This window comes from Bacillus sp. GW823-FHT06A10 (assembly GCF_058795375.1).
In genome coordinates, this window is the sequence record NZ_JBXAHT010000001.1 from 64,618 (window position 1) to 89,205 (window position 24,588).

Sequence of the window (24,588 nt, forward strand, 5' to 3'; positions counted from 1 at the left end):
TTAACCCCTCCAATCTTGGACGATATTTCCGTCACGAATTACAATTTGACGTGCTGCAGCTTCCCCGATTTCACGATCATGGGTAATCATAATAATTGTTGAGCCTTGTTTATTTAATTCGTAAAAGAGGTCCATAATTTGTGTGCTTGTTTTCGTATCAAGTGCTCCCGTCGGTTCATCGGCTAAAATGAATTTTGGGTTATTTACGATTGCACGTGCAACAGCGACACGCTGCTTTTGCCCACCGGACAATTCGTTCGGTAAGTGAGTAGCGCGATCAGCTAAGCCTACTTTTGTTAAAGCAGCTAACGAGCGCTCACGTCTTTCTTTTTTATCGACTCCAGCGTAAATAAGAGGTAGCTCTACATTTTGAAGTGCTGTAAGTCTAGGTAATAACATGAAGTTTTGGAATACGAATCCGATTTCTTTATTACGTACGTGTGCAAGTTCTGTTTCAGACATGTTTGAAATGTTTTGACCAGCTAGTTCGTACGTACCTGTCGTCGGTTTATCTAAGCAACCGATAATGTTCATTAATGTTGATTTACCAGAACCAGAAGGTCCCATAATCGAAGTGAATTCTCCTTGGTTCAGTGTTACATCAATCCCGTGTAATATTTGAACGGACTCTGCACCATTTTGGAAGGATTTCGTGATGCCTTTTAAGTTAATCACTGGGCGACAACCTCCATACCATCTTTTAAGTCTTTTTCAGGCTTAGAGATAATTTCCTCTCCTTTTTTCACTCCAGAAACTTTTGCTTCGCTATCAGTCTCGAATTCAACAGTAACTGCTTGTTCTTTCGCTTTACCGTCTTTTACAACGAAGACAACATTTTTGTCACCTTTTTTCACGATACTGCTTTTCGGAATAATTGTACCAGTTGCTTCGCCAGATTTACTTGTTACGTAAACGTGGAAGCCGTTTTGTAGTTCGTCACTATTATCTAATGTGACAGTGAATTGGTAATTAGAAACAGTTTTATTTTCATCCATGCTCTTTAAAGGTGTAGAACCGATTTCTGTTACTTTTCCTGTCCAAGTCTTACCAGCGACAGTTTTTGAGGAAACAGTTACTTCTTGCCCAACTTTCATACTAGCAAGCTCATATTCAGAAAGTTGACCTTTTACTTTAAATTGACCAGCGTGACGAAGAGTAATTCCGCTCATACCTGTTTTTTCGTCAGCAGTTTTTACGATATCATCAATTACGCCATCAGCAGGACTTGTTACAGAAAGATTGTTTGCTTTCTCTTTTGCTACTTTAATCATTTCATCAGCTTTTTCAACTTCAAACTTTTTCATTTCAATTTGTGATTCTAATTGCCCAACTTCGGCTTCTGATGCTTTTAATGCTTCAGCAGGAAGGCCTGCATTTTTATCTTTTTGTAATTTTTGTTTCGCTGCATCAATTTGTTTTTGGAGCAACGTTACTTCTTTTTGTGCGATTTTCTTTTGCATTTCTGCTTCTGTTACACCTTGTTTCGCAGTCGGATCATTGTATTTAAATAGAAGCTGACCCTTTTTCACTTCATCGCCTTTTTTCACAGCTAATTCATATGTTCCTTTTGTTGGATCGAATGAAATAGTTTCAATTCCGTTTGGAATAACTTCGCCACCAAATTTTTGCGCGTTTTGGATTTGTTTTTCAGTTACTTTATATCCGCTATATGCCATCGCTACATCTGAACCGCCCCCAGCAAATGCAAAGTATGATCCAGCTGCAATTCCGATTGCTACTACACTAGTAATTAACACTTTATTTTTCTTCTTCATCTATTTATCACCTTTTCGTTCGTTTTAGTATCTACATTAAGTATAGAAGAGGTGAAGAATCTGACAAATCGTTTTAGCTTACAATAACCTTACAGTTTTGTAAGGTATGAATATGTAAATGTAAGGTAGAGCTTGTCCAAGTGTAAGCAAATGAATTGACTCGTCGTTTCTTTCTTACAATAATATTGTATGAAGGAGAGGAGGAAGGAAGATGGAAGCTTATTTTAGTGCGCATCCATTAAAATCGTTTATTCCATACTCAAGGCAACATGCCATTATATTATTTATTATGTTGGTGGGGATATTTTTTCTGTATCAATACCAAGATGTATTACGTCAAAGTGAGTGGAATATAACGGTTCGATATGCAATTGCATTTTTATTTATAGGTAGTGAAATTGGGCTTCATATGTGGGAGTGGAAAGCGGGGATTTTTGAGCTAGCTACTTCATTACCGTTTGAATTATGTACGATTAGTTTATTATTAGCGTCGATTATGATCGTAACGAAAAGTTACCGCATATATGAGATTGTATTTTTCACGGGAATTATTGGTGCATCACAAGCTATTTTAACGCCAAACTTGCAGTATGCTTTTCCGCATTTTCGTTTCATTGAATATTTTATTGCGCATATATTGCTCATTTGGGCACCACTCTTTATGACTTGGGTGGAAGGATATCGTCCGACAGTACAATCTATTAAACGCACAATGATATTTTTAAACATATTGATTCCAATTGTTTCGTTTGTAAATTACAAAACAGGTGGTAATTATATGTTTTTAGCTCATAAGCCAGAAACAGCTTCATTACTTGATATGTTAGGGCCGCATCCTTACTATATTATTTCATTGGAAATAGCTGCGCTTATTGGATGTTTGGTTTTGTATATGCCGTTTGCGAAAAGAGAAAGGCATGCGCATAAGGAATCACTAGGATCATAGCCTAGTGATTTTTCGCTCTTAAAATATTTACAATTCAGAAAATTAAGAATAAAATTAAGGGGTAAATTATAGAGAGAGAAGGGCGAAAATGGTCAAAAAAGTATTTTTGAATGGAATGGAAGTGACGATTCAATTTCTTATTTCGATTTTGGGGATTATTATGTTAGGGGCTCTGCCGAAATTGTTTTATGGATTTAAGCTGGATGTATCAAAGTACATACAGAGTTTAAAAGAAGTGTTTGTGAACTTAATGGATATTTCCAATTTGCAATATGTGAGAGGTAAATTTTTATTTCCGCAGTTGTTCGTCCATTATAAAGAAACGATTATTATTTTTTTAGCTGCTTTTTTTATTTCATTATTTGTAGCATTTTGTATTGTTTATGTAATTATGAGTAGTTCACCGCGTATACAACATCGAATTAAATCATTTCTTATCTTCCTAGAATCCATTCCAGATATCCTTCTTATTTTAGTATCACAAATTTTAGTTGTATGGTTTTTTAAACAAACAGGTTTTTTACCTTTTCAAATTGCTTCAATTGGAGGCGAGTCGATTAGGGGGTTGCCAATATTGTGTTTGAGCATCCCGACTACGATTATGTTTGTAAAAATGGTCGTGCTTCGTTTTGAAAATGAACTAGAAAAAGATTATGTACTATTTGCTAAGGCGAAAGGGCTGGGGCGCTTTCATATTTTAAATCGTCATATTTTACGAAATGTGTTGCTTAGTACATTATTCTTTGCGAAAACGAATATCTTTTTTATGTTATCTAATTTATATATTATAGAATGGATTTTTAATACGGGTGGTATTTTTATGTTTTTGAAATCGTATTTCGGTATTAGAGTTGAGGTTTTCATAGTGAGTGTACTGCTTATATATATTCCGATTTTTATTTTATTTAAATTGTTTCATTATCTCATTCCGGCTGCGATGAAGGAGAGATTATAATATGTGGACGTATATAAAACGTGATAAAAGATTTTGGATAAGCATTGGTTTTCTTCTCCTATTAGTTCTTTTGAGCATCGGAAATACGTTATGGAATGATGGACATATTAGACAAGTTACATTGCAATATGATGCGGATGAAAATCCACAAGTGCCACCGTTTCCACCTTCATTACAATTTTTACTCGGGACAGACCGGAAAGGGTATGACCTGTTACATTTAGTCATTGAGGGCGCGAAGTGGACGATTGGTATATCTATTTTAATTGCGGCACTTAGAATGGTAATAGGTGTGTTTTTCGGTGTCGTACTCGGAACGTATATAAAAAGAGGATTTTCAAAAATTGAGGCTTTCTTTGATAGTTTTACAGTTATTCCGACAGTTATGATTGCGTATTTTTTTCTTCAATCTGCAAATGCATTTGGAAGCGGAGAGGAGACAACAACCTTTTTTGAAAGGGCTTCGTTTCAAGTGGTATTACTTGTACTGCTTGTAATGCCAGTTATTGCACTGTATGTGGCGAAGGAAGTTCGTAAATTGCGAACGGAAGAATTTGTTGATGCCGCGCGCATATTAGGTGGATCGAGAAGACATATTGTTATAAAACATATTTTTCCGCATCTCTATATGCCGTTTATACTCGTATTTCTTCAGCAGTTTACGCAGACTCTTACTATTTTACTGCACTTAGGATTACTTGAAGTGTTCTTTGGTGGGACTGTAATGTTTGGTGGACAAATAAAAGAGGTGGAATCTTATACGCATGAATGGTCAGGTTTAATTGGAGTATACTTTAGGTCATTAACAGTGAATCCGTGGATCCCTCTCGTTCCGATTACATTTTTTGGACTTACTATTTTTTCAGGAAATATGATTGTAAAAAGTATCGAAGAGGCGATGATGAAAGTAAGGTTAGGAGGAGAGCTAAAGAAGGATGTTGTAGAAGAGGAACAATCTGTTGTGCAGTCGAAAGAAGAGTTATTTACTTTTAAGCATACGATGTGAAAATAAAGAAAAGAAGCAAGCATGTATTTCATGCTTGCTTCTTTTCTTTATTTTGTAGAGACTTCGCCTTCCGCTTCTGCTTGCGGAATAAAGTATCCGATTATACCACCGATTATTGCTGGAATGATCCAGCCAATTCCTAGGTTATAAAAAGGAATTGTGTGTACGATATTAGCGATAAAACTTGGTATCAATTCCACATTATCAAGTGCATGAATACAGCTAATAATGAATGCTGCGAGCATTGCTCCGATGTAGACAGAAGGTTTACGTTTCGTATATTTATCAATAAATGATACGAAAATTAAAATGATTGTAATTGGATACAAAATGATTAATACAGGTAATGTGATTTTAATTAATAAGCTTAATCCTAAGTTTGAAATCACGAAGCTAAAAATACAAACGTATAGTACGAGCTTCTTATATGAAACGTTTGTTAGTACTGTTGCGAAATAGTTGGCGAACGCACTTACAACGCCGATTGCTGTTGTTAAACAAGCGAAGATAATGGCGATACTTAATAAAACATTACCGCTTGTCCCAAAGAATTGATACATAACAGTAGCTAATAGCTGCCCACCGTTTTCGAATTGTCCTAAGTTTCCGTTTGAAGCTCCAATATAACCGAGTAAGAAGTAAACAATTGTTAAGAATAGAGCAGCGATACTTCCGCAAATGATTGTATATTTTGCGATAGATTTCTTCTCTTGTATACCATTTTGACGAATTGCATTTACAACAATTGTTGATAGTACGAGAGCCCCAATTGCATCTAACGTTAAAAATCCTTCAAGAAATCCTTTGAAAAACGGGATGTCTTTATAGTCACCGATAGGTTCTGCAAACGTCCCTGGTGAAAGAATCGCTTTTGTTGCCATAATTGCAATAATTACAAGTAAAATTGGCGTTAATATTTTACCGATATGATCTACTAGCTTGGATGGATTTAATGATAAGAAGTAAACGACTGTGAAGAAAATCGCACTAAAAACTAACATAGAATACCATTGATCTGGGAAAAGTGGTGCAATCCCGATTTCATAAGATACAGATCCAGTTCGTGGAATAACAAATAGTGGGCCGATTGAAAGATAAATAATGATAGCGAATACTGCTGCGAATTTTGGATGAACACGGCTCGCTAAAGTGTTAAAACTACCACCAGCAAGGGCAACAGCAACGATAGCAAGTAAAGATAAACCGACGTCTGTAATAATAAACCCTGTAATGGAAACCCACATATTTTCTCCGGAAGAAAGACCAAGAAGGGGCGGGAAAATCATATTACCAGCACCGAAGAAAACTGCGAATAGTAATAAACTAATCGAAAGTATTTGCGCTGGTTTTAAAGTTGTATGCATATAAAGAAAATCCTCCTAATGAGTGTTTTTGTCGAAAATTCAAATAATTTGTCGAGTAACTGTTATTATTTTAAAGGTCTGATGACTAGAAAGCAATAGGGAATTTTGAAAATATTAAAAAATAATGCATTAAATCGAATAAATATACTATTTATATGTTTAATAGGAAGGATTTAACTTTTAACATAAAAAAACACATATCGCTAGGATACGTGTTTTAAAAAAATATTTTTTTATCGCGTTCTTCTTTTAAAATTTCAACTGCTTCTCGGAAACGTTGTGAATGGACAATTTCTCGTTCACGTAAGAAGCGTAGGCTGTCATTTATATCTGGATCATCTGATAAGTTAATGAGCCATTGATATGTTGCGCGTGCTTTTTCTTCAGCTGCAATATCCTCGTATAGATCGGCAATTGGATCACCTTTAGCTTGTATATAGGTTGCAGTAAATGGAACACCAGCAGCGTTATGGTAATGAAGAGCACTGTCATGATCAGCGTAATGAGGGTCAAGACCAGCAGCTTTCATTTGTTCAGGGGTCGCATCTTTCGTCAGCTTATAAACCATCGTAGCAATCATTTCAAGGTGAGCAAATTCTTCTGTACCAATATCAGTAAGTAGGCCAATGACTTTATCAGGAATTGTATAACGTTGATTTAAGTAACGTAGTGCAGCAGCTAATTCTCCATCTGCACCACCGTATTGCTCGATTAATAATTTTGCAAGTGCGGGATTACAAGTTCCCACTTTAACTGGGTATTGTAATTTCTTTTCATAAATCCACATAGTTTCTCTCCTTTATATTTGCCATGGCCAAGGACCTTTGCTCCATTCCCAAGGGGCATTAGAATAGCTGTTTCCAAACTGTTGGAGTGGTCCGTATTTTTCTTCCATCTTTTGTTTTAATACTCTCCGCTTATAGGAAAAGTCATTAAATTGATTAATCGCGGCGGTGTCATCTGGATGTGTATCTAAATAAAGAGTGAGTTCAACTAGTACAAAGTCTAATTCTTGAAGCTCCAGTAAAAGCTGATAGTATTCTTCTGGTAGCGATTGATTCACGTCAGTAGTCACCGCCCTTTTTTATAAGGATTTTCATAATAGTCATAAAAAACAGGCCATAAAGTCCCTTTTTGTAGTGCTTCTTTTGGTGTGAATTGAGGCAAGTTTGGCGGTTGAAAGCCTAAAAATAAATTAGGAGGAGTAGAATAATATTTTTTTCCGATAGGAGGACAAGGATCGAGAGGACTATGATAGGGCACGAATGATCTCATATATTTATTCATGAATAAACCTCCTTACATGTTCATTACTACGTATTGTATTCAGACATAATGAGCATTTATGACACATATAAAAAAGTAATAAGTACAGGGGGAATGAATGTGGAGAATGTAAAGAATTTAATCGTGTTAGAAGTAAAGAACTTAAAGGAAACTCTGTATTTTTATGAAGGGATTTTAGGAATCAAGCCTAGTTTAGAAAGACCCCAATTAGATGTAACAGGGGTTTGGTATGATACTGATTCAACGAGAATTAGTTTTGTAATGAATCGTAGTTTGGGTGGGCGTGAGAAGAGTGTTACGGATGCGGTTGATGTTCTAATGTTTTCAATTTCTAACATAGAGAATTTAAAGAAGAGGTTAGTGTTTTATAAAATTGCATATACAGAAAACAAAAGTGAGAAGAGTATTGTAGTACAAGACCCAGATGGATATAAACTTCAAGTGATAGAGAAGGATGAATAAACGGAGGCGATTTAGTGGAGAGGAATTATGAAGAAAGTGCGTTGTTTGAGCATCAATTTTGGCTAAGGGTGCTTACTGATCATTCGCAATTTTTACTTGATGCATTAGCTCCGAAGGAAAAAGAAGATATAAAGAAGGCCACATATTTTCTTGAAACATTTACGAATCTTTTAAATAAAGTTCATAATGTGAATCTCATTGCATTTTCAAAAGAGGCAGAACGAGCCGCAAAGGAAATACGAACGTTTAAATTAAGTATTATACAGAAACAACTCGAGGGAAAAATCACTATTCATTTTACACCAACTTTCATCAATCATATGGTAAACGAAGTAGAAGAATATATAACGGTGTTAGAATTTTTAAAGAAAGGAGAAGTTCCGCCTGTTTTTCATGAATTACATTACCATCTCGTTTGGTTAACGGATGCGGCTGGTCATGCAGGCTCTATTTCTGGTGGATTAGATCTTGTTGAAAAAAGATTGAAAGAGAAAAGTGAAGAATTTACGAAGCACTTTGAACAATTTTACTTAAAGGCAGTTGAGATGACAGGTTATTTACGGACAGAGCTTCATCATTTTCCTGCATTAAAGAAGTTTACAAAAGATGTTTCACTTGAGTTAAAATTATTTTCGCATTTTCTCCATGAGGTTGAAGAGATGGAGTTATCGAATGAAATATTAAGTGCATTATCTGCTAGAATGGCGGATCATATGGCAAGAGAAGAATGTTATTACTTATTAAAATTAGCACAATCTTCTGGACTTGAGATGCCAAAATGTAATCCGCTTTAAAGAAAAAAGAGGTCAATTTTATTTGGCCTCTTTTTCTGTTTTATTGTCTCTTTTTATTTTTGCTTGTTCAATACTTGCCTGTAATGTCTCCATAATATTGATGATGTTTGGAGCAGGAGAGATGGTTTCGGTTTTTTCTTGTTGTTCAATTTTATTTTCGATTAATTCGGTAAGAGCTTCTTTATATTCATCTGTATATAACTCTTGTTCGAAAGGATTTGTAAGATGGTGGATTAAATTGATTGCTGCTGTGAGTTCTTGTTTTTGAATTGGATAATTTTCATTACTTGGTAAGTTAGGTGTATTTGTTATATCGCGAATTTCATTAGGGTAGTGAATAGTTTGTAATATAAGCCCATCTTCAAAGTTACGGATAATAGCTAAATGTTGTTTTTTTCTAATGGAAATATGGATAAGACCAAGTTTATTCGTACGTTCAAGAGCTTCTTTTAATAATAAATATGATTTTTCATGTCCTAGGGTAGGTCCTATAAAATAAGAGCGATCATAGAGAACAGAATCAATTTCGTTATTTTGGACAAAAGATATAATACGAATGGATCGTGGTTCATGAGCTTGTTGTAATTCAGCTAATTCTTTTTCATCCATAATAATATATTTATGAGGTGCGTATTCATAGGCTTTTACAATATCTTTATCATCAATTTCTTCATCCGTACAATCAGGAGCAAATTTTTTATATTTAATAGGTGTTAAGCATTCTTTATGAAGACTTAAAAATTTTATGTCGTTTTCTTCTACGGCACTATATAGTTTGATTCCTATATTTAATAGTCCAAGTGAAAGTGCACCTTTCCATACAGTATGCAAATGAAACATCTCCTTTCGTTCAAAAATGATTATGTATATTATGAGATAGTAAGAAATTTCCTATACGTTTTTTGTTTTTTACGAAAGGGATTGGGATATAAAATATATTGACAAGCCCTCTGAAATATTTTAATGTGAGTGTATAAAATTGTGTATAAAGGGGAGTAACTTATTACAGTAAAGTCGTCATTACAGGGAGAAACCCTCGGCTTTATTGGCAACGTTTCGTTGTTAGTGAGACCTTTACCAGCAATGGTAAAGGCCCCTTTCTGTCTTTTTGAGGACCCTTACCATATTTGGTAGGGTCCTTTTCGTATACAAAGAGAGGAGATATAAAAATGAAAAAACTTATTAGTAGATTAAGAGTTGTATTTCATATTCGCCGATTTGTTCCATTCCTATTTGACTTTTTCACTTCAAAAGAGGTTTCAATAAAGAAGAAAATTTTATCTATTGCGTTTTTAGTTGGTTATGTTGCGATGCCGCTCGATTTAATTCCAGACTTCCTGCCGTTTATCGGTATTTTAGATGATATTGGAATTGTGTTATTTATTTTGAACCGAATTGTAAAAATGGCGCCAGTTCAATTACAAGAAAAGCATAACGTAAATGTAGGATAGGAGTTAAAAATATGGAGCAAATTATTTTAGATATAATCGAGTTTTTAAAGCAGTTTTCTTATTTTGGAGTTGTGTTAGCATTAACGTTTGAATTTATTCCGGCAGAAGTAGTTTTGCCCATGGTTGGGTATTGGGTATACGAGGGTGATATGAATTTTTGGCTTGCTGTACTAGCCGGAACGCTTGGCGGAACGACAGGACCGTTAACGTTATACGCACTCGGTTATTACGGTGGTCGTCCGCTATTAATAAAATACGGAAAATACTTCTTTATTAAAGAAGAACAAATTCAAAAAGCAGATGATTTCTTTGAGAAATATGGACCAGTTGTAGCATTTGTTGGACGCTTTGTACCGGGAGTTAGAACGCTTATTTCTGTTCCATGCGGTATGGCGAAAATGAACATATGGAAATTCAGCATATATACATTTGTAGCAATGTTCCCGTTAACGACTTTGTATGTTTATTTTGGAATGAAATTAGGTCCGCATTGGGAAAAAGCAGCAGATGTTGTTGGGCAATATATGCTACCGATATTAGGGGGCGTTATTCTTATCGTTGCTAGTATCTTTGTCTATAAATATATGAAGAAAAGAAACAAAACGGAATCTATCTAGTCATTTGAATATTTTTTGAAAATAGATGAATAGTACAGGCAAAAGACTCTGAGGGACATACACATATAGGGAATATAAAAGAGAGAGGGGAAACAACTATGTCTTGTGAGTGCTCAGGGTCAGCATTAACTTGTTGTCCAGATAAAAATTATGTGCAAGATAAAGTGTGTAGTCCGTGGTCTGCTACTGTAGTTGCAACAGCAATTGATAATGTTCTCTATACAAATAATATTAACCAAAACGTAGTTGGTACTGGTTTTGTTAAATATGATGTTGGACCAGGCCCAATTACTGTAGAAGCGCTTGATTCTGCTGGGGGTACAATTGATACACAAACATTAAACCCAGGAACGAGTATTGCTTTTACGTATCGTCGCTTTGATAGTATACAAGTTGTGTTACCTGCAACACCTGCTGGAACGTATCAGGGAGAATTTTGTATTACAACACGTTATCCACTTTCATAGCAGAATAGGAGAGGATCGAAATGGGAATGAGAAGTTCCAGTTTGTCTTGTTGTTCTAATAAAACACTTGTGCAAGACCAAGTATGTACAGACTGGTCTATTACAGGTGCTGGTACTCAAATTGTATATACAAATAATATCACGCAAGAAGTATATGGTTCAGGTTACGTGAAATATGATGTAGGTGCGAACCCGATTACAGTTGATTTTTTAGTTGGTGCTACAGTAATTGATACAATTACTGTACAGCCGCAAAGTAGTGGTACTTTCACTGTACGATATTTTACGACTGTTCGAATTACTACGACAGGAACAACTGTTAATCAAGGAGAGTTTTGTATTACTGTACGTTATCCGATTTCATAAAAAAAAGCATACCGTAAATGGTATGCTTTTTTTATTGAGAAAGTAATGAAATTGGTATTCTATAAGCAACATGTAAATTCGCAACAGTACTTGCCTTCTAAATATAGTGAAGGATTACTTGTTATATTGATAATATTGACCGACTGTAGGTTTTTTCCTGTGTACGATATTGTATTACCAGGAAACACAGTGAAAATATTGGTTACTGTTCCAACGATTTGAATTGTAATTGCTTCGGTGCTGCTAGTACTATTGTAAACCGAGACAGTACCTGATATAAGTAGTATCCCATCACTTTGCCATAGTATCATTGATTGTGATGCATCTTTGGCAGAGGGGATGGTGTTATTAGTTATGAGGAAATTCCCTGCAAATTCATTTGTTACTCGCTCGCAATTTGGATTTGGAGGAGGGGGCGGTGGACAAGGGTCTGGACAAATAATAGATAAAGGAGCGAAACAGCCGATATTTTTTTTATTCTTCAATACAACCCCTCCTTTTAAGTTGTTTTTTACTACTATTAAATGTAAAAGCATGGCCGATGTGTTAAAAAAAGAAGGAAATATTAAAAATTAAGATTGTCTAATAGGCTTAAACCTTAACTTATCATTAGCGTTATAGAAAAGATTATATGTGAATAGTCATAGGAAAAGAATGATCAGACTCTTTTAGACAAAAGGTGGTTGTATACAATAGTACGAGGAATGTTGGACTTAATTTCTAATTAACTGTATATTTACAAAAATCTAATAAAATTCATTTGTTATTTAAACGACATTAACATGTATTAGATAAAATAGCCCTTGTAATGAATCAATTATTATGAGGAGGATTCACGTGGACAGAAATGCTTTAAGAAAAGTAAAAGGCCTTATTGGATTATTAATGGTTTTTGTATTAGCGTTCGTATCATTTCCGTGGAGTACATCAGTCAAGGCGGAAGAGAAAAAGCAAGAAAAGGCATCAAGTGAGAAGAAGATAGTTTTTCCAGTTGTAAGTGATGTGCATATTAAAAATAGTGGAACAGATGATACGTTTCGCTGGAAAAGAGCGATCGAACAGTTTAATACATTAGCACCGAAGCAAGATGCATTTGTTATTGTAGGTGATTTCACGGATACAGGATCGGTGCAGCAATATGATCGTTTCATGCAAGTGTACAATGAAAATGCAAATAAAGATGCTGTGCGAATGAATTCTCTTGGTAACCATGATTATTGGAACGGTTTATCTGTAGAAGGTGCGCAGAAGCGTTTCTTAGAAAAAACAGGTATGGAATCAATTTATTATCATAAAGTGGTAAAAGGTTATCACTTCCTTGTTATGTCTCCAGAGAATGGAACAACTCATGGCTATTATTCGGACAAGCAAATTAATTGGTTAAAAGAAGAAATGGCAAAAGCGCAAAAAGATGATCCAGAAAAACCGATTTTTGTATTTTTACATCAACACATTAAAGAGACAGTATACGGTAGTCATGAATGGGGAACACAAGATAGCGCAAAAATTAATGCGGTATTAAAAGAATACCCACAAGTTATTACGTTTTCAGGTCATTCACATTATCCATTAGATGATCCGAGATCGATACATCAAAAAGACTTTACATCAGTTGGTACATCTTCAGTAAGTTATATGGAAGTTGAAGGTGGTAAAGTACAAGGGAATATCCCGCCAGGAGCTAGTACGTTAAGCCAAGGTTTATTAGTAGAAGTAGATGATAAAGAAGTAACGATTAATCGTCGTGATTTCCATACGAATTCTTGGACAGGCGAGCCTTGGAAAATTAAATTAACAGCAAAGAAAGAAACATTTACACATGTAGAAGATCGTGATAAAGAAAAGCCTTACTTTGCTAAGGATGCAAAGCTTGCTGTATCAAATGTAACAGAAAATGCGGCAACAGTAACATTCCCGCAAGCATTGGACAACCTCCTTGTTCACTCTTACCGTGTACAAGCTAGAGATAAGCAAACGGGTGAAATAAAAAATAAATTGTTAGCATTCTCAGAGTTTTATCGTGATCCAGTGCCGAAAGATCTTACGTTTACGCTTGCAGGGTTAGATGGCGGGAAAACATATACACTTGAAGTAGTTGCGATTGATTCATTTGGCAATGAAACCGCGCAGCCGTTAACTGCGGAAATTACTACGAAAAAAGATAATATTGACCCGAATGTGAAAGTACCAAAAGCTGATGTTTTCGATGTAAACTTTGCAGATGGTACATTTAAAGACAATTCACCATTTGGTACAAAAGGTGATATGAAGGGTAATGTGACTATTGAATATGATAAAACATTGAAGAAGAATGTTATGAAGTTAAACGGAAAAGCAAATACATTTGGATACCTTCCATTTTCAGCAGCACAAAAAGAGAAAATAGCAAATACGTTTACGTTAGAAACTGTATTTTCAATGAATGAAATTCGCGGACAAGGTATTTTGCAAAATACAGAAGGCGGCGGAATTGGATTTGAGTCTACAGGGAGTGGATATGTTGAATTATGGGCTCACATTGGTGGTAGCTATAAACGTGTTGGCGTTCAATTAGAAGCAAACAAAACATATCACTTAACAGGAACGTATAACGGAAGCGAAGTGGCAATTTACGTAGATGGTAAAAAAGTAAATAGTCAGCCAGCTACTGGGAAAGTGTATCATCCAAACGTACCATTTGCATTTGGAGCGGATCCTGATAGTAACGGAAATGGTGGTATTCCGTTAAATGGACAAATCGCGCTTGCGAAATTATATAGTAAAGCGTTAAGTTCTTCAGAAGTATTAGCGGCGTACAATGAGTTTTCTAACCGCACAAAGTTAGAGCAAGTGAACGCGTTATATGAAGAGCTTGGAAAAGTGAAAGAAGTGTTAGCTGGTACGTATGAGTTTGGTGATAAGCCAGGTCAATATTCAAAGGAAGCATTTCAAGAACTAGAGAAAAGCTATAACATTGCAAAGCAAGCATTTGAAAATGTAGGAAGTACTGGGGAACAAATTATTCAAACATATAACGAATTAAAAACAGCTAATGTAACATTTGTACAATCTAAAGTAGTAGAACAACCGAAAACACCGAAAGAAAAATTACAAATCAATATTGAATCTGCAAAAGTAGTAGTGAAAAAAGCGCAAGATGCAAATGTAACGGACGGTTCAATGAAAGCACTGATTCAAAAAATTACAGTGGCCGAAGCTGTAGTGAAAGATGTAAAAGTAAAAGATGCACAGGTAGAAACGATGAATCGTACATTAGAGTATACAATTTCACTTGTTGAAAAAAGCATAAACAAATAAGAGAGAAGAAAAGAAGCTTATCATGATAGGCTTCTTTTTTGTTATACTAAAAGTAGTATAGAATGAAGGAGCGAATAATTTGGAACAGAAAAAGCTAAAAAGAATTCTTGAATATGTATGGATTGCGGTTGTGCTCCTTGTAGGATATTATTTCTTAAAAGAGAAAAGTATTTGGGTTTTATTTTTAATGACTTTCTTATTAGCAGGACTAGGAACGTTATTTATTAACTTTTTCTTTGATAGTTTGAATGCCTGGAAGAATAAAAAGAAGGGAACGAAGTAAAGGAGGGAATATATGCAAAAGTGGAAGCTCATATATCAGGTGATTATTTTCCTATTACTTGTAGGTATTGGAATTATTAAATACGCAACGCCAATAGGAAATTGGGCATGGTTTACAGCTTGCATCGGCATATTTTTCATTTTACAGTCGTTAACGAAAAAATATAATAGTACAGAAAAATAGCTCGCCGCTAAAACGGCGAGCTATTTTGTTATGCTTTTTTCTTTTCATCATTCGTTTTTTCGGTAGCTAAATGACTATGTTTCCTAGAGTAGAAGAAATAGAAGCATAAGCCGACTATAAGCCAAACTGCAAAGCTAATCCATGTTGTTTTAGACAAATTGATCATTAAATATAAGCAGCAAAGAATCGCGACAACTGGTAATACAGGTACGAAAGGTGTACGGAATCCACGTTTTAAATCAGGATGTGTTTTTCGTAAAATAAGTACTGCGCAGCAAACGAATGTAAAGGCTGTTAACGTGCCGATGTTTACTAAATTCGCTAGCAAATGTAAATCTAAAAGTCCTGCTAATAAAGCGGCAACAACGCCAGTAATCCACGTATTTAATAAAGGGATTTTTACTCTTTTATTTACACGTGCTAACGCTTTTGGAAGTAGACCGTCACGGCTCATTGCATACGAAACGCGAACTTGTCCATACATAACGACTAAGAGAACGGTTGTCATTCCAGTCATCGCTCCGACAGCGAGTAGTCCTGCAATTGTATCCTCACCAACGAAATGCAATGCAAATGCAACTGGATCAGAGACGTCTAATTGCGTATAAGGAACCATACCTGTTAAAACGAAAGATACAATCATATATAAAACAGTACAAATAAGAAGAGAACCGATAATACCAATTGGTAAGTCACGCTGCGGTTTTTTCGTTTCTTCTGCAGCGGTTGCGATTGCATCAAATCCTAAGAAGGCGAAGAATACAGTGGCGGCCCCAGTAATAATACCGTCGTATCCGAATGGGATGAACGGTGTCCAATTTTCAGGTTTTACATATTTTGCACCTGCTACGATAAAGGCAATGATAACAGCTAGTTTAATAAGAACCATAATATTATTAATGCGTGCACTTTCACGTATACCAAAACTTAAAAGGCCAGTAATAAGAAGTAAAATGCAGACAGCTGGTAAATCGATGAGACCACCTTTTCCTACGCCGGGGGCCGAGGCGATTATGGCGGGCAGGTGTATATTGAATCCTTGTAGTAATGATTGCAAATAACCAGACCAACCGACAGCTACTGCCGCGACTGCAAGTAAATATTCGAGCATTAAACACCATCCGACGATGAAGGCGACGACTTCTCCGACTGTCATATATGCGTAAGTATACACACTTCCTGAGACAGGAATAGAAGAAGCAAATTCAGCATAACAAAAGGCTACACAAGCACAAGTAAATGCAGCAATAAGAAATGATAGCATAATACCAGGACCAGAATGTTTTGCTGCAACAATACCTGTTAATACAAAGATCCCTGTCCCAATTACGGCGCCTATCCCTAAAAACGTTAAATCGAGTGCAGTTAATGTTCTATCTAGCTGCTTTGGTGATTCAGTACTAAGCGCTTTTTTTCGTAATAATGACTTCACTGTGGACTCTCCCCCCGTTTTTTCATTTCCATAACTGCGACTATAGTATGAGCCCGTTAAAAAAGAGTATGTAAGGAAATGGAGGTACAGTTATGGTATGTAGTTTTTTAAAATTGCTGGATTAATCTTAATATAATTCAGAATATTTTGTCAAATAAAAATATGAAAAATAAAATTCGGATCAATAGGGGAAACTACTTGCAGAAATGAACGGGTGTTAACGACCCACTGATTAAAGTTAAAGTAGGAGCAGATGCTATGTTATTTTATTTTGAACTTGTCGTCATTTTACTTTGTACGAAATTAGCTGGTGACATTAGCGTGAGACTTGGTCAGCCTTCTGTACTTGGTAAGTTAATTGTCGGTATTATTATCGGTCCAGCTGTACTCGGTATTATTAATAGTTCTGAACTAATTGATGAACTGAGTGAGATTGGTGTTTTGTTACTTATGTTTATGGCGGGACTTGAAACAGATTTAGAAGAGTTAAATCGGAATTTGAAATCGTCATTTGCAGTAGCGGCTGGTGGAATTATTTTTCCTTTTATCGGTGGTTATGTAACAGGATTGCTGTTTGGATTAATGCAGTCCCATGCCATTTTTTTAGGATTATTACTTTGCGCAACATCGGTTAGTATTACGGTGCAGACGCTACGTGATTTAGGAAAAATGAATACGAGAGAAAGTACAACAATTTTAGGTGCTGCCGTATTTGATGATGTCATTGTCGTTATTTTATTGGCATTTGTAATGAGTTTTTTAGGAACACAAGATGTAAATATAACACTTGTCATTGCAAAGAAAATTATTTTCTTTGTAAGTATTGTTTTTATTGCTTGGAAAGTCGTTCCTTGGATTATGAAAATGCTTGTCCCGCTTCGTGTAACAGAAGCGTTAATTAGCGCGGCTCTTATTATTTGCTTCTCTTTTTCTTATTACAGTGAAATGATGGGAATTGCAGGCATTATTGGAGCATTTGCAGCAGGAATTGCTATTTCTCAAACAGAGTATAAGCATGAAGTGGAACATAAAATTGAACCGATTGCTTATGCAATATTTGTTCCAGTATTCTTCGTAAGTATCGGAATGGAAATTACATTTCAAGGCATTGGAAGCCAGCTTTGGTTCATTATTATTATGACCCTCATTGCAATTTTCACAAAGTTAATTGGATCAGGTTTAGGAGCGAGATTGACAGGTTTTAATCTCCAATCTTCTATTAGTATTGGCGCGGGGATGGTATCACGTGGTGAAGTAGCGCTTATCATCGCAGCAAATGGACTTACGGCGAATTTATTAGCGAAAGAAAATTTCACAGCAATTGTTATTGTTGTTATATTGACGACGATTATTACACCGCCACTTTTGAAGAAATATTTTGTATAGAGAGGAAGGGCTTATCTGATGTAGGTAAGCTCTTTTTTTATTCCCCAAAGCAATGATCATATAGCATGAAGGGTTTGTAATTATGGTAAAATCTATGTATGTGATATGACAAGGAGAGGGAAGTGTGAAGATTACGAAGGAGAAGGTTATCGGTGTAATCGTACTTATTGCAGTATGTATACCATTTACTGCATGGAAAGAATCAAAAGTGAAAGATTTTCCGGTTTCTATTTTTTCGAAAGAAGCAGATGGTGAGTACGATCAGAAGCTGAAATATACTGCTTTTTTACCTGATGTTGCGATTTGGATGAACGGTTGGAAAGAGAAGTGGACAGAAGGAGAAAGAACTGTTTATCAAAAAGGGAACCGCATTGTAAATGTGTTTCATCCTCCTGGCGATGATGGTTTTTACCTTCTTGAAGCAAGAGAAAATAAGTGAACGCAACCGTAAGAAGTGGAGGTTAAATAGTGAAAGCTTCAACGTTACTATTTAAAATTGAAAGTAATATGGATCAATTTTCACCAGCTGAAAAGAAGGTTGCCATGTACATAATGGAGAATGCAGAGATTGTTCCGAACTTAACGACGAAAGAAGTGTCAACGAATGCAGGAGCAAGTGAAGCAAGTGTTGTTCGCTTTTGTAAATCGATTGGGATCGGAAGTTTTAAAGCATTTAAGATAGCACTCGTTCGTGAATTAACGATTGCTGATTATAATATTAACGATTTTTCAGTGATGAATACGGAAGATGGCCCGTACGATTTGTTTAATAAAGTCACTTATGTGAATAAAGCTGCAATTGAGGCGAGCGTTACTGCGATAGATAAGAAGGAACTTGAAAAAGCTGCAGATCGTATTGTAAATGCGGATAAAATTATCTTTTACGGAGTAGGCGGATCAGCTACGCCAGCAATGGACGGGGCTTATAAATTTACGCGGCTTGGATTTACAGCGATGATGCTATCTGATTTTCATATGATGTTGCCGCTTGTGACGAATTTAAAAGAAGGCGATATATTTGTTGCGATTTCAACATCTGGTCGAACGAGAGATGTGCTTGAAATGGCGCAGTATGCAAAGAGACAAGGTGCAACTGTTATTGGAATTACGAAGCTAGATCAATCATCCCCCTTATATAAAGAAGCAGACATTCGTCTTTGTATGCCAGATGTAGAACAAGATCATCGTATTGCAAGTATTGCGTCGAGAATGACGCAACTGAATATGATTGATGCTTTATATGTGATTACTTTCAACCGAATTGGTAATAAAGTATTGGATCAATTTATGGAGACGCGAGAAGAAGCGTTGCGGTTACGGAAGTTAAAGTAGAAGAAAAGATGAGGAGACTCATCTTTTTTATTATCTTTGACACAAATATATCATGTTGTGAAATTTTATTTCATAAAATAAGAAAGGGTTATTGATTTTTAGTTTCTTAAAGTTATAATAAAAGTGTGAAATATAATTTCAAAGAGGGTGGAAATATGTTAGAAAATTTATCGACAGAACATCGTAATGAGAAAACAATGAATCTGGATGAAATGAGCATAAAAGAAGTGTTGCAAAGTATGAATGAAGAAGATCGAACTGTTGCGTTAGCAGTTGAAAAAGAGATAGAACAAATTGAAAAGGTTGTACAGACTGTTATTAAATCTTTTGAAGAAGAGGGACGTTTAATTTACATTGGTGCTGGTACGAGTGGTCGTTTAGGTATTCTAGATGCAGTGGAATGTCCGCCGACATTTGGCACGGATGATAAAATGGTGCAAGGATTTATAGCAGGTGGGTTGAAAGCGTTTACTAAAGCGGTGGAAGGTGCCGAAGATCGCGAAGAGTTAGCAGAAGAAGATTTAAAAAGTATTGGATTAAATGAGAAAGATACAGTGATTGGAATTGCTGCAAGTGGCAGAACTCCTTACGTAATTGGCGGCTTGAAATACGCACAGAGCGTAGGAGCGAGTACAGCGAGTATTTCTTGTAATAAAAATGCTGAAATAAGTAAATATGCAAAGTTAAATGTAGAAGTAGAGACAGGTGCAGAAATATTAACAGGATCAACGCGTTTAAAAGCTGGTACAGCACAAAAATTAGTGTTGAATATGATTTCAACAGCTTCGATGATTGGTGTAGGAAAAGTATATAAAAACTTGATGGTAGATGTTCAATCCACAAATGAAAAGTTAGTAGAACGGTCAAAACGAATTATTGTGGAAGCAACAGGCGCTAGTTATGAAGTAGCGACAGAGTATTATGAAAAGGCAGAACGTAACGTAAAAGCTGCCATTGTTATGGTGTTGTTGCAGTGCGAATATGGGGAAGCACTGGAGAAACTAAAATGCGCAAAAGGGTTTGTGAAGAAAGCACTATAAAATAATAGGGAGGGGGATTCTATTATGAAGAAAGAAGAGAGAATGGCCAAGGAAATTTCGGAGCAACTTGGAGGAATAAAAAATATTCGTAGTATTGCTCATTGTATGACGAGACTACGTTTAACGCTTCATGATGAAAGTAAAGTAAATATGGACCTTTTGAAAAAAGTTGAAGGTGTTATGGGTGTTATAGAAGATGAGACGTTTCAAGTTGTCGTTGGCCCAGGAACAGTAAATAAAGTAGCAGCTAAAATGGAAGGTTTGACAGGACTACGAATTGGTGAGGTAGCAGATCATCACCTTGAAGATATTGGGCAAGAGATGAAGTCAGAGATTAAGAAGAAAAATAATACGCCAGTGAAAAACTTTTTACGAAAAATAGGAAGTATTTTTATTCCGTTAATTCCGGGGCTTGTTGCGTCAGGAATTATAAACGGGGTTGCTAACTTTGCGAAAAATGCTGGTGCTGATCCAAATGCAACGTGGTTACAAATGTTACTACTCATTGGCGGCGGTATCTTTACATTCTTAGGAATTTTAGTCGGCTGGAATACAGCGAAAGAATTTGGCGGGACACCGGTTCTTGGGGCAATTGCTGGTATTTTAATTTTCAACCCGGCGATGGCAAACGTAAAATTGTTTGGTGAAGCATTAGTGCCCGGACGGGGCGGATTGTTTGCAGTTATTTTTGCAGCATGGCTTATGGTTGTAGTGGAAAGACAAGTTCGAAAAGCAGTGCCAAACGCAGTTGATATTATCGTGACACCACTCATTACTGTATTAGTTGTAAGTATCGTAACGATGTTAGCCATTCAGCCATTAGCAGGTTTCTTATCAGATGGTATTACGAGCGGAATTAATGCTATTTTAAATATTGGCGGAGCATTTGCTGGCGCAGTACTTGCGGGAACATTTTTACCTCTCGTTATGGTCGGATTGCATCACGGTTTAACACCAATTCATATGGAATTTATTAATCAAACACACGTAACACCTTTATTACCAGTACTCGCAATGGCTGGTGCTGGCCAAGTGGGCGCAGCAATTGCGATTTATGTGAAAACAAAAAACAAACGACTTCGAAATGTAATTAAAGGTGGATTGCCAGTTGGCTTTTTAGGAATTGGTGAGCCGCTATTATACGGGGTTACATTACCACTTGGGAAACCGTTTATTACTGCTTGTTTAGGAGCAGCTGTCGGTGGTGCATTCCAAGCAGTTATGCAAACAGCTTCTCTTGGGATTGGCGTATCAGGGCTATCTTTAATTCCGTTAATTGCTGACAATAAATATTTACTATATTTCTTAGGTTTAGTAATTGCATATGCTTTCGGATTTATCTTTACGTACTTCTTCGGATTTAAAGAAGAAATGGCAGAAAACATATAGAGAAAGGGATTCCTTTCTCTTTTTCTATTAATAGAAAGGGAGATTTATATGATCGGAGTTTCCATTTATCTTTCAAAAGAACGAGTAGAGAAACAAGAAGAGTGGCTAAAAGTAGCGAAGGAAAATGGGTTTACATCTATTTTTACATCACTGCACATTCCAGAAGATGATCCAAATACGTATAAAGAGTTAATTCAAATATTAGGGAAACAAGCTCTTGCACATGAAATGGAGTTAATGGTTGATGTTTCTCCAAAATCGTTACATCATTTAGGGCTAACATATGAAAATGTGGAAGAACTATTGGACTGGGGCATTACCGGTTTAAGAATGGATTACGGCATTGCGCCAAAAGAAATTGCAAGCGTATCTCATAAGATGAAAGTAGCTTTAAATGCGAGTACGATTACAAATTCATTTTGGAAAGAATTACTTGCAGAACATATAAGAGTAGAGAATGTAGAAGCATGGCATAATTTTTACCCACGTCCAGAGACAGGACTAGCAAAGTCCTTCTTACAAAAACAAAATCAATATTTACAGAAGTGCGGAATAAAAAAGACGATGGCATTTATTCCAGGAGATGCGGAAAAACGAGGTCCGTTATATGAAGGGTTACCAACGTTAGAAAAACATCGCAATATGCGCCCGCTTGAAGCCTATTTAGAACTTGTTCAAGATTGTGGTGTTGATAAAGTATTGATTGGAGATATAAGCGCAAGTTTGGAAAGTATGCAAGAAGTAGCTAGTGCGAGTAGAGGGATTATTCCATTGCGTTACAAATCATTTATAACTGATAAAGAAGTATTAAAAGTGGTGGAGCAAGTGCATACAAATAGACTAGATTCGGCTCGTGATGTTATTCGATCTATAGAATCAAGGGAAAGAAACAGAGTGGTTTTACAGCCGATGCATACAATTGTAAGAAAGAAAGGCAGCATTACAATTGATAATGAATTGTACGGTAGATATGCAGGGGAGATGCAAGTTGCTACACATGATTTACCTGTAGATGAGAAAGTGAATGTTGTTGGAATGGTTGTGGAAGAGGACGTTTCTTTACTACCTTATATTGGCGCTGGAAAAATGTTTCAACTTTTTCTATGCGATAGAATAAAAGCTTGAATTAGCGCTATTTTGTAGGAAAACATTATCCGTAAAACGGATAATGTTTTTTGTTTTCTTTAAAAAAGTATTTGACGAATGAAATAAAATACCGTATTGTTTTGACTTGTAAATAAAAGTTCACCATAACAAAACAAAAAGGAGAGTTCAAAATGAATCAATATATTGGGAATTTAATTATTCGTATCGTGTTAGGAGTTACGTTCTTTGCACACGGTTTAGCAAAATTTCAATCAGGTATCGATAATGTAGCAGGATGGTTTACAAGCATCGGTTTACCAGGTGGCCTTGCATACGGCGTAGCAACTGTAGAATTAGTTGGTGGTATATTATTAATTATCGGTTTAGGTGTACGATATGTAGGATTGTTATTCGCTCTTATTTTAGCTGGAGCTATCGTAAAGGTAAATGGAGCAGCAGGTTTATTAGGAGATGGAAAGAATCCAGGATATGAATTAGATCTTGCATTATTATCAATGGGTGCGTATTTATTCGTAGTAAAAGCAGAAGGATATGTAGATCGTTTCTTAAAAGAGAAAGTAATGAAAACGAAGTAAATTTTATTTATAAATTGTTGACTTGAAGAATTATTGTAACTATAATGATTACAACTGATGAATTACGAATGAAATAATTTAAATATTTTTTTACACAAGATGTAACTGCATTGGTTACGTCTTGTGTAAAAATAAATAAACGGGAGGAAGTAATATGCCTAAATCAAATTTAGAAATTATTCAAAGCACGTATGAAGGATCAGCTTCTTCGAATGCAAAGCATTTAGCAGAAGCCCTCTCTGAAAAAGTGGAATGGACAGAGGCAGAAGGTTTCCCGTATGGCGGAACATATACAGGCGTAGAAGCTATAATGGAAAATGTATTTAGCCGTTTAGGATCAGAATGGGATGATTATAAAGCAAGTGTAAATACATATCATGAAGTAAACGGAAAAGATGTAATTATTGCTGAAGGTATGTATTCTGGAGTTTATAAAGAAACAGGAAAATCATTTGAAGCAGAATTTGTTCATATATGGCAGCTTGAAAATGGAAAAATCGTGAAGTTTAAGCAGTATGTAGATAGTCATATTGTTAGGGAAGCGATGAAGAGCTAATGCTTTTTAAATGGATTGTAGGTATATGTATTACCATTATGGTAATCATCTCTTCTATAGTTGGCGGAAAGAAATTGCTTGCATATGTGGAAAAAGAAAATACAAATATTCAAACCGAGCGAGCGGCAAACGAAAAAGAGAAAAAAGCTGCAGAAGAAGCCCAGCAAATTAGTGAAGGTGAAATTATTTCTACTATGCATAAAATGGTGCACCAAAAGGTAAAATCCTCTGAAAAATGGGGATTTGTAGAGATGACAAAAAAGGAAATTTCTAATGTAAAAAGAGATATTGAAAATAGTACAGGTTTTCAATATAAAATGAAGTTATTTTCTATTATAAATAGATGGGAAAAAGGAGATTTTTCTCAAACTGTTGAGGAGCATAACTTTTTATGGAGCCTTCAAGGTGGAGATACTGGCAAGGCGACGGAACGTTTATCGCCAGAAGAGGAAAAGCAGTATATAAAAGAAATGAAGAGAAAATAAAAACATCGCCAACCTAGATGACGATGTTTTTTCA

General features: G+C 35.8%; 31 protein-coding genes. 22 read left to right on the top strand and 9 right to left on the bottom strand.

The annotated features are described in order from the left end of the window. Both AC1Q8M_RS00370 and AC1Q8M_RS00375 read right to left on the bottom strand, forming a co-directional pair. Entirely contained in the window at nt 1–675 is a 675-nt protein-coding gene (locus AC1Q8M_RS00370; protein WP_000609100.1) for an ABC transporter ATP-binding protein, read from the bottom strand. Continuing rightward, nucleotides 672–1,775, bottom strand: coding sequence for an efflux RND transporter periplasmic adaptor subunit (locus AC1Q8M_RS00375; RefSeq protein WP_000728805.1), 1,104 nt, complete (start codon nt 1,773–1,775; stop codon nt 672–674). Before AC1Q8M_RS00375 ends, AC1Q8M_RS00370 begins: the two co-directional genes overlap by 4 nt. Before the next feature lie 211 nt (nt 1,776–1,986). Between AC1Q8M_RS00375 and AC1Q8M_RS00380 the strand changes: the two genes are divergently transcribed. The 3 genes from AC1Q8M_RS00380 to AC1Q8M_RS00390 all read left to right on the top strand — a co-directional run bounded on the left by AC1Q8M_RS00380 (nt 1,987) and on the right by AC1Q8M_RS00390 (nt 4,682). Further along, nucleotides 1,987–2,721: a YwaF family protein gene (locus AC1Q8M_RS00380; protein ID WP_000388713.1), complete on the top strand. Its 735-nt coding sequence runs from the start codon at nt 1,987–1,989 to the stop codon at nt 2,719–2,721. 88 nt (nt 2,722–2,809) lie between these two features. Continuing rightward, a complete protein-coding gene (locus AC1Q8M_RS00385) occupies nt 2,810–3,676 on the top strand; it encodes an ABC transporter permease subunit (protein ID WP_000239699.1) in 867 nt (288 codons plus the stop codon). 1 nt (nt 3,677) lies between these two features. Beyond that, entirely contained in the window at nt 3,678–4,682 is a 1,005-nt protein-coding gene (locus AC1Q8M_RS00390; protein WP_000269952.1) for an ABC transporter permease, read from the top strand. 47 nt (nt 4,683–4,729) lie between these two features. Here the strand turns inward: AC1Q8M_RS00390 and brnQ2 are convergent, their stop codons facing one another. The 4 genes from brnQ2 to AC1Q8M_RS00410 all read right to left on the bottom strand — a co-directional run bounded on the left by brnQ2 (nt 4,730) and on the right by AC1Q8M_RS00410 (nt 7,333). After that, nucleotides 4,730–6,046 (bottom strand): branched-chain amino acid transport system II carrier protein BrnQ2, encoded by a 1,317-nt coding sequence (gene brnQ2 / locus AC1Q8M_RS00395; RefSeq protein ID WP_000557554.1) that lies wholly within the window; start codon nt 6,044–6,046, stop codon nt 4,730–4,732. A 217-nt stretch (nt 6,047–6,263) separates the two neighbouring features. Beyond that, nucleotides 6,264–6,833 carry a spore coat protein CotJC gene (gene cotJC, locus AC1Q8M_RS00400; RefSeq protein WP_000265273.1) on the bottom strand — a complete coding sequence of 190 codons (570 nt, stop codon included), beginning with the start codon at nt 6,831–6,833 and terminating at the stop codon, nt 6,264–6,266. Between the two features lie 12 nt (nt 6,834–6,845). Continuing rightward, nucleotides 6,846–7,109 (bottom strand): spore coat protein CotJB, encoded by a 264-nt coding sequence (locus tag AC1Q8M_RS00405; RefSeq protein ID WP_001076510.1) that lies wholly within the window; start codon nt 7,107–7,109, stop codon nt 6,846–6,848. An 8-nt stretch (nt 7,110–7,117) separates the two neighbouring features. After that, on the bottom strand, nt 7,118–7,333 hold the full coding sequence (locus AC1Q8M_RS00410; protein WP_001046257.1) for a spore coat associated protein CotJA: 216 nt from the start codon (nt 7,331–7,333) through the stop codon (nt 7,118–7,120). A gap of 48 nt (nt 7,334–7,381) precedes the next feature. On the opposite strand from AC1Q8M_RS00410, the gene AC1Q8M_RS00415 reads away from it, so the two are divergent. Both AC1Q8M_RS00415 and AC1Q8M_RS00420 read left to right on the top strand, forming a co-directional pair. Beyond that, nucleotides 7,382–7,795 carry a VOC family protein gene (locus AC1Q8M_RS00415; RefSeq protein ID WP_072939912.1) on the top strand — a complete coding sequence of 138 codons (414 nt, stop codon included), beginning with the start codon at nt 7,382–7,384 and terminating at the stop codon, nt 7,793–7,795. Between the two features lie 14 nt (nt 7,796–7,809). Then, nucleotides 7,810–8,589, top strand: a complete 780-nt coding sequence (locus AC1Q8M_RS00420; RefSeq protein WP_000440991.1) for a DUF2935 domain-containing protein — start codon at nt 7,810–7,812, stop codon at nt 8,587–8,589. A gap of 18 nt (nt 8,590–8,607) precedes the next feature. Here AC1Q8M_RS00420 and ku read toward each other — a convergent pair whose 3' ends face one another. Beyond that, nucleotides 8,608–9,420 (bottom strand): non-homologous end joining protein Ku, encoded by an 813-nt coding sequence (gene ku / locus AC1Q8M_RS00425; protein ID WP_065228343.1) that lies wholly within the window; start codon nt 9,418–9,420, stop codon nt 8,608–8,610. A 338-nt stretch (nt 9,421–9,758) separates the two neighbouring features. Between ku and AC1Q8M_RS00430 the strand changes: the two genes are divergently transcribed. From AC1Q8M_RS00430 to AC1Q8M_RS00445, 4 genes are all read left to right on the top strand, one after another. After that, nucleotides 9,759–10,040, top strand: coding sequence for a YkvA family protein (locus AC1Q8M_RS00430; RefSeq protein WP_000733837.1), 282 nt, complete (start codon nt 9,759–9,761; stop codon nt 10,038–10,040). 11 nt (nt 10,041–10,051) lie between these two features. Beyond that, nucleotides 10,052–10,657: a DedA family protein gene (locus AC1Q8M_RS00435; RefSeq protein ID WP_000435017.1), complete on the top strand. Its 606-nt coding sequence runs from the start codon at nt 10,052–10,054 to the stop codon at nt 10,655–10,657. Nucleotides 10,658–10,755: 98 nt separating this feature from the next. Next, nucleotides 10,756–11,124: a DUF3992 domain-containing protein gene (locus AC1Q8M_RS00440; protein WP_001277540.1), complete on the top strand. Its 369-nt coding sequence runs from the start codon at nt 10,756–10,758 to the stop codon at nt 11,122–11,124. A gap of 20 nt (nt 11,125–11,144) precedes the next feature. Then, nucleotides 11,145–11,489 carry a DUF3992 domain-containing protein gene (locus AC1Q8M_RS00445; RefSeq protein ID WP_000525814.1) on the top strand — a complete coding sequence of 115 codons (345 nt, stop codon included), beginning with the start codon at nt 11,145–11,147 and terminating at the stop codon, nt 11,487–11,489. 59 nt (nt 11,490–11,548) lie between these two features. Here the strand turns inward: AC1Q8M_RS00445 and AC1Q8M_RS00450 are convergent, their stop codons facing one another. After that, entirely contained in the window at nt 11,549–11,932 is a 384-nt protein-coding gene (locus AC1Q8M_RS00450; protein WP_232292655.1) for an S-Ena type endospore appendage, read from the bottom strand. On the opposite strand from AC1Q8M_RS00450, the gene AC1Q8M_RS00455 reads away from it, so the two are divergent. The 4 genes from AC1Q8M_RS00455 to AC1Q8M_RS00470 all read left to right on the top strand — a co-directional run bounded on the left by AC1Q8M_RS00455 (nt 11,817) and on the right by AC1Q8M_RS00470 (nt 15,252). Further along, on the top strand, nt 11,817–12,065 hold the full coding sequence (locus AC1Q8M_RS00455) for a hypothetical protein (RefSeq protein WP_033657453.1): 249 nt from the start codon (nt 11,817–11,819) through the stop codon (nt 12,063–12,065). The genes AC1Q8M_RS00450 and AC1Q8M_RS00455 overlap by 116 nt on opposite strands. A 261-nt stretch (nt 12,066–12,326) precedes the next feature. After that, a complete protein-coding gene (locus AC1Q8M_RS00460; protein ID WP_141533066.1) occupies nt 12,327–14,786 on the top strand; it encodes a LamG-like jellyroll fold domain-containing protein in 2,460 nt (819 codons plus the stop codon). 79 nt (nt 14,787–14,865) lie between these two features. Continuing rightward, nucleotides 14,866–15,069 (top strand): hypothetical protein, encoded by a 204-nt coding sequence (locus AC1Q8M_RS00465; RefSeq protein WP_000435797.1) that lies wholly within the window; start codon nt 14,866–14,868, stop codon nt 15,067–15,069. 12 nt (nt 15,070–15,081) lie between these two features. Next, entirely contained in the window at nt 15,082–15,252 is a 171-nt protein-coding gene (locus tag AC1Q8M_RS00470) for a hypothetical protein (protein ID WP_001174835.1), read from the top strand. 28 nt (nt 15,253–15,280) lie between these two features. On the opposite strand, the gene bcaP is transcribed toward AC1Q8M_RS00470, so the two are convergent. Further along, complete coding sequence (gene bcaP, locus AC1Q8M_RS00475; RefSeq protein WP_000838715.1) at nt 15,281–16,684, bottom strand: branched-chain amino acid transporter BcaP; 1,404 nt, start codon at nt 16,682–16,684, stop codon at nt 15,281–15,283. Nucleotides 16,685–16,942: 258 nt separating this feature from the next. Here bcaP and AC1Q8M_RS00480 point away from each other — a divergent pair, with 258 nt between their 5' ends. The 9 genes from AC1Q8M_RS00480 to AC1Q8M_RS00520 all read left to right on the top strand — a co-directional run bounded on the left by AC1Q8M_RS00480 (nt 16,943) and on the right by AC1Q8M_RS00520 (nt 24,554). Continuing rightward, the gene (locus AC1Q8M_RS00480) at nt 16,943–18,070 is read left to right on the top strand and encodes a cation:proton antiporter (RefSeq protein ID WP_000899807.1); all 1,128 of its coding nucleotides are present in this window, start codon (nt 16,943–16,945) and stop codon (nt 18,068–18,070) included. A 124-nt stretch (nt 18,071–18,194) separates the two neighbouring features. Further along, a complete protein-coding gene (locus tag AC1Q8M_RS00485; RefSeq protein WP_000704961.1) occupies nt 18,195–18,509 on the top strand; it encodes a hypothetical protein in 315 nt (104 codons plus the stop codon). Nucleotides 18,510–18,538: 29 nt separating this feature from the next. Further along, nucleotides 18,539–19,402, top strand: a complete 864-nt coding sequence (locus AC1Q8M_RS00490) for a MurR/RpiR family transcriptional regulator (RefSeq protein ID WP_000648167.1) — start codon at nt 18,539–18,541, stop codon at nt 19,400–19,402. 155 nt (nt 19,403–19,557) lie between these two features. Then, the gene (gene murQ / locus AC1Q8M_RS00495) at nt 19,558–20,442 is read left to right on the top strand and encodes an N-acetylmuramic acid 6-phosphate etherase (RefSeq protein WP_000892347.1); all 885 of its coding nucleotides are present in this window, start codon (nt 19,558–19,560) and stop codon (nt 20,440–20,442) included. A gap of 24 nt (nt 20,443–20,466) precedes the next feature. Continuing rightward, complete coding sequence (locus AC1Q8M_RS00500; protein ID WP_098361164.1) at nt 20,467–21,831, top strand: PTS transporter subunit EIIC; 1,365 nt, start codon at nt 20,467–20,469, stop codon at nt 21,829–21,831. 48 nt (nt 21,832–21,879) lie between these two features. Further along, nucleotides 21,880–22,956 carry a DUF871 domain-containing protein gene (locus AC1Q8M_RS00505; protein WP_025118497.1) on the top strand — a complete coding sequence of 359 codons (1,077 nt, stop codon included), beginning with the start codon at nt 21,880–21,882 and terminating at the stop codon, nt 22,954–22,956. A gap of 152 nt (nt 22,957–23,108) precedes the next feature. Continuing rightward, on the top strand, nt 23,109–23,513 hold the full coding sequence (locus AC1Q8M_RS00510) for a DoxX family protein (protein ID WP_001077751.1): 405 nt from the start codon (nt 23,109–23,111) through the stop codon (nt 23,511–23,513). Nucleotides 23,514–23,667: 154 nt separating this feature from the next. Beyond that, the gene (locus tag AC1Q8M_RS00515; protein WP_001126708.1) at nt 23,668–24,069 is read left to right on the top strand and encodes a nuclear transport factor 2 family protein; all 402 of its coding nucleotides are present in this window, start codon (nt 23,668–23,670) and stop codon (nt 24,067–24,069) included. After that, the gene (locus AC1Q8M_RS00520; RefSeq protein WP_492334107.1) at nt 24,069–24,554 is read left to right on the top strand and encodes a PRK06770 family protein; all 486 of its coding nucleotides are present in this window, start codon (nt 24,069–24,071) and stop codon (nt 24,552–24,554) included. The genes AC1Q8M_RS00515 and AC1Q8M_RS00520 overlap by 1 nt, the downstream gene beginning before the upstream one ends. The last annotated feature ends 34 nt before the right edge of the window (nt 24,555–24,588 follow it).

Bases quoted from the DNA above. Each gene is read 5' to 3' on its own strand.
- AC1Q8M_RS00375 (WP_000728805.1), bottom strand. From the start codon at position 1,775: ATGAAGAAGAAAAATAAAGTGTTAATTACTAGTGTAGTAGCAATCGGA.
- AC1Q8M_RS00380 (WP_000388713.1), top strand. From the start codon at position 1,987: ATGGAAGCTTATTTTAGTGCGCATCCATTAAAATCGTTTATTCCATAC.
- AC1Q8M_RS00385 (WP_000239699.1), top strand. From the start codon at position 2,810: ATGGTCAAAAAAGTATTTTTGAATGGAATGGAAGTGACGATTCAATTT.
- AC1Q8M_RS00390 (WP_000269952.1), top strand. From the start codon at position 3,678: ATGTGGACGTATATAAAACGTGATAAAAGATTTTGGATAAGCATTGGT.
- brnQ2 (WP_000557554.1), bottom strand. From the start codon at position 6,046: ATGCATACAACTTTAAAACCAGCGCAAATACTTTCGATTAGTTTATTA.
- cotJC (WP_000265273.1), bottom strand. From the start codon at position 6,833: ATGTGGATTTATGAAAAGAAATTACAATACCCAGTTAAAGTGGGAACT.
- AC1Q8M_RS00410 (WP_001046257.1), bottom strand. From the start codon at position 7,333: ATGAATAAATATATGAGATCATTCGTGCCCTATCATAGTCCTCTCGAT.
- AC1Q8M_RS00415 (WP_072939912.1), top strand. From the start codon at position 7,382: ATGAGCATTTATGACACATATAAAAAAGTAATAAGTACAGGGGGAATG.
- AC1Q8M_RS00430 (WP_000733837.1), top strand. From the start codon at position 9,759: ATGAAAAAACTTATTAGTAGATTAAGAGTTGTATTTCATATTCGCCGA.
- AC1Q8M_RS00435 (WP_000435017.1), top strand. From the start codon at position 10,052: ATGGAGCAAATTATTTTAGATATAATCGAGTTTTTAAAGCAGTTTTCT.
- AC1Q8M_RS00440 (WP_001277540.1), top strand. From the start codon at position 10,756: ATGTCTTGTGAGTGCTCAGGGTCAGCATTAACTTGTTGTCCAGATAAA.
- AC1Q8M_RS00445 (WP_000525814.1), top strand. From the start codon at position 11,145: ATGGGAATGAGAAGTTCCAGTTTGTCTTGTTGTTCTAATAAAACACTT.
- AC1Q8M_RS00470 (WP_001174835.1), top strand. From the start codon at position 15,082: ATGCAAAAGTGGAAGCTCATATATCAGGTGATTATTTTCCTATTACTT.
- AC1Q8M_RS00480 (WP_000899807.1), top strand. From the start codon at position 16,943: ATGTTATTTTATTTTGAACTTGTCGTCATTTTACTTTGTACGAAATTA.
- murQ (WP_000892347.1), top strand. From the start codon at position 19,558: ATGTTAGAAAATTTATCGACAGAACATCGTAATGAGAAAACAATGAAT.
- AC1Q8M_RS00500 (WP_098361164.1), top strand. From the start codon at position 20,467: ATGAAGAAAGAAGAGAGAATGGCCAAGGAAATTTCGGAGCAACTTGGA.
- AC1Q8M_RS00505 (WP_025118497.1), top strand. From the start codon at position 21,880: ATGATCGGAGTTTCCATTTATCTTTCAAAAGAACGAGTAGAGAAACAA.
- AC1Q8M_RS00510 (WP_001077751.1), top strand. From the start codon at position 23,109: ATGAATCAATATATTGGGAATTTAATTATTCGTATCGTGTTAGGAGTT.
- AC1Q8M_RS00515 (WP_001126708.1), top strand. From the start codon at position 23,668: ATGCCTAAATCAAATTTAGAAATTATTCAAAGCACGTATGAAGGATCA.
- AC1Q8M_RS00520 (WP_492334107.1), top strand. From the start codon at position 24,069: ATGCTTTTTAAATGGATTGTAGGTATATGTATTACCATTATGGTAATC.